The organism is Methylorubrum podarium (assembly GCF_022179745.1).
Classification (GTDB): Bacteria; Pseudomonadota; Alphaproteobacteria; order Rhizobiales; family Beijerinckiaceae; genus Methylobacterium; species Methylobacterium podarium.
Genome location: NZ_BPRD01000381.1, coordinates 1 through 2,670, shown reverse-complemented (window position 1 = coordinate 2,670; position 2,670 = coordinate 1). Strand labels below are relative to the sequence as shown.

The 2,670-nt window shown below is 74.3% G+C and carries 3 protein-coding genes and 1 pseudogene; 1 reads left to right on the top strand and 3 read right to left on the bottom strand.

Going from position 1 to position 2,670, the window contains the following annotated elements:
- Together MFF42_RS18310 and MFF42_RS18305 are read right to left on the bottom strand one after the other, a co-directional pair.
- A partial coding sequence (locus tag MFF42_RS18310) for an iron chelate uptake ABC transporter family permease subunit (RefSeq protein ID WP_238257026.1) occupies nt 1-277 on the bottom strand: 277 nt, incomplete at its 3' end.
- Nucleotides 274-1,323 carry an iron ABC transporter substrate-binding protein gene (locus tag MFF42_RS18305; RefSeq protein WP_238257025.1) on the bottom strand — a complete coding sequence of 350 codons (1,050 nt, stop codon included), beginning with the start codon at nt 1,321-1,323 and terminating at the stop codon, nt 274-276. The genes MFF42_RS18310 and MFF42_RS18305, both read right to left, overlap by 4 nt.
- 197 nt (nt 1,324-1,520) lie before the next feature.
- On the opposite strand from MFF42_RS18305, the gene MFF42_RS18300 reads away from it, so the two are divergent.
- Entirely contained in the window at nt 1,521-2,384 is an 864-nt protein-coding gene (locus MFF42_RS18300; RefSeq protein ID WP_238257024.1) for an alpha/beta fold hydrolase, read from the top strand.
- Between the two features lie 91 nt (nt 2,385-2,475).
- Here the strand turns inward: MFF42_RS18300 and MFF42_RS18295 are convergent.
- Nucleotides 2,476-2,670: pseudogene (locus MFF42_RS18295) on the bottom strand (hypothetical protein); the annotation flags it as partial.

The window sequence follows — 2,670 nt, the reverse complement described above, 5'->3', positions numbered from 1 at the left end:
CCGCCGCCGCGAGCCCGGCCCCGACCACGAGCGCCCCGAACACCCGCGGCAGGCGCACGTTCAGCACCACGGTCTGGGCGGCGGGGTCGAGCGCGGTCGCTTGCCCGAAAGTTTTCGCGACGAGCACCGAGAATACGTCGGCGAGCGGCACGGGGTAGCGGCCGATGCCCAGCGACACCAGCACGAGCAGGATCAGTGCGAGAGGCGCCAGCACCGCCAGGGAGAGGCCGAGCCGCCGCGCGGGCCGGGCTCGGGCGGCGCTCGCGGCCTCGCTCACCGGGTCGGCCCCGGCCCGGCGGCGTCGCGCAGGAGGCGGTCGAGCTGCTCCGGCGTGAGTTCGACCCGGTAGAAGCGCCGGTAGAAGTCGCGCACGGCGTCGCCCAAGGTCTGCGGGAACTGCTCGGGGAAAAACAGGCCGGCGAGCCAGCGCAGGCCGATCAGGCGGTTGACCCCCGGCGGCGCGTCGACCCAGCCGAAGGGCAGCGTCGGGACGGCGTGGACGCGGCCCTCGCGCACCGCCTTCAGCCCGCTCCAGAGCGGGTCGGCGGCGGCGAGCTTCGGGAAATCCGGATCGAGGGCGATGATCACGTCCGGGTTCCAGACCAGCACCTGCTCGGGCGAGACCGCGGCGAGCCCGCCCGCGCCGGGCCCCGCCACGTTGCGCCCGCCCGCCGCCTCGATGATCTCGGTGTTGATCGAGCCGGACAGGCCCGTCTCCAGCCCGCGGGGACCGCGCCCGTAATAGACCCGCGGGCGCTTCTCCTCGGGCACCGCCGCCACCGCCTCGGCCACTTTCTTCAGGATCTTTTCCGCCTCCGCCGCGAGGGCCTCGCCCTCCTCCGGCGCGCCGATGAGCGCGCCCAGCGTCCGGTAGGTCTCGGGGGTCGCCTTGAAGCTCCCGTCGAGCAGCACGTACGGAATCCCGGTCTGCGCCTGCACCCGGTCGGCGAGGGAGGCGTAGGTCGCCGCCGTACTGCCGACATCGACGATGAGGTCGGGCTTGAGCGCCAGCACCGCCTCGACATTGGCGCTGCCGCCCCGCCCGGTCAGCCGACCGGTGGCGGGCAGGTCGCGGAGCGCCGGGGCGAGGAACGCCCGCTCGTCCGGGCTCGGCGCGCGCGGCCAGCCGATCATCCGGTCGGGCGCCAGGGTGGAGAGCAGCACCGCCGCCGGCGGGCCGGCGGCGAGCACCCGGGTCACCCGCTCCGGCACCTCGACCCGCCGCCCGGCGGCGTCGGTGAAGGGCCGGGCCGCCGCGAGGCAGGACCACAGCAGGGCCGGCCACAGGCAGGCGAGCGCGAGAAGGCAGCGGAGCAGCGGCATCGGGGAAGGGCGTCTCCCGTGATCGGAGGCTATCTATAGAGCATCGTCCCGAAAGGTGGCCGCCGGCTTGTCCGAAAAGACGCGGCACGACAGGGATCAGCGTCCGCACCCGAACCGCGCCGGCCCTCTCGGGTTGGCCGAGCATCGATATCCCGATCGAACCCTCCGTCGACCTGTCCGCGAGTTCGCCTCGAACGATGCCCGATCCGACCGTCAGCCACCGCCACATCGACCTGAAGGGTCTGCGCCTGCACCTCGCCGAGGCGGGGCCGGCGGACGGGGCGCCGACGATCCTGCTGCACGGCTTTCCCGAGTTCTGGTTCGGCTGGCGGCACCAGATCGAGCCGCTCGCGGGGAGCGGCCTGCGCCTCCTCATCCCCGACCAGCGCGGCTACGGCCTGAGCGACCGGCCCAAGGGCATCGCCGCCTACCATCTCGACCGGCTCGCCGGGGACGTGATCGCCCTCGCCGACGCCTGCGGGCTCACGCGCTTCAACCTCGTCGGGCACGATTGGGGCGGGCTCGTCGCGTTCTGGGTGGCGAGCTTCCACCCCGAGCGGGTCGCGCGGCTCGCCGCGCTCAACGCCTGCCATCCGGGCGTGTTCGGCCCCTATCTCCGACGCCATCCGGGGCAGGCCCTGCGCAGCGCCTATGCCGGCTTCTTCCAGCTTCCCCTGCTGCCCGAACGGCTGCTGACGGCGCGCCGGGGCCGCCTTCTGCGGGCCCTGATGCGGGGCTCGAGCCGGCCCGGCACCTTCGGCGAGGCCGACCTCGACCGCTACGCGCGGGAATGGCTGCGCCCCGGCGCGGTCACGGCGATGCTGAACTGGTACCGGGCGCTCGCCCGATTGCCCCGCGCGCGGCACCCGCCGCGGATCGCGGCGCCGACGCTGATCCTGTGGGGCGAGCGCGACCAGGCGCTCCAGACGGGCCTCGCCGAGGCGAGCTTAGGGCTGTGCGAGCGGGGCCGCCTGCAGCGTTTCCCGCAGGCGACCCACTGGGTGCAGCACGACGTGCCGGAGGCGGTCAACGCGGCGCTGATCGACTTTCTGCGGTCGTAGAGAAGAGCTCCCAACGAAAGATGCCGGGGCTCTGCCCCGGCACCCCGCCAAAGGGATGATCCCTTTGGAATCCCGCGAGGGGACGTGGCGATCAGCGGCTCATGCCGCCGCCGCCGCCCTGGGAGCCGCCGCGCGAGCCGGATTCCATCCCGCCGCGGTTGCCGCCGCCGGTGTTGCCCATGCCGCCGCCGCCCTGCTCGGAGGCGTTGCGGACGCCGCCGCGCTCGTTGCCCTCGCCGCGCATGCCGACATTGCGCATGCCCTCGCCGCCGCGGCCCTGCTCGCG

Coding starts and splice junctions, on each gene's coding strand:
- MFF42_RS18300 (WP_238257024.1), top strand. CDS start 1,521: ATGCCCGATCCGACCGTCAGCCACCGCCACATCGACCTGAAGGGTCTG.
- MFF42_RS18305 (WP_238257025.1), bottom strand. CDS start 1,323: ATGCCGCTGCTCCGCTGCCTTCTCGCGCTCGCCTGCCTGTGGCCGGCC.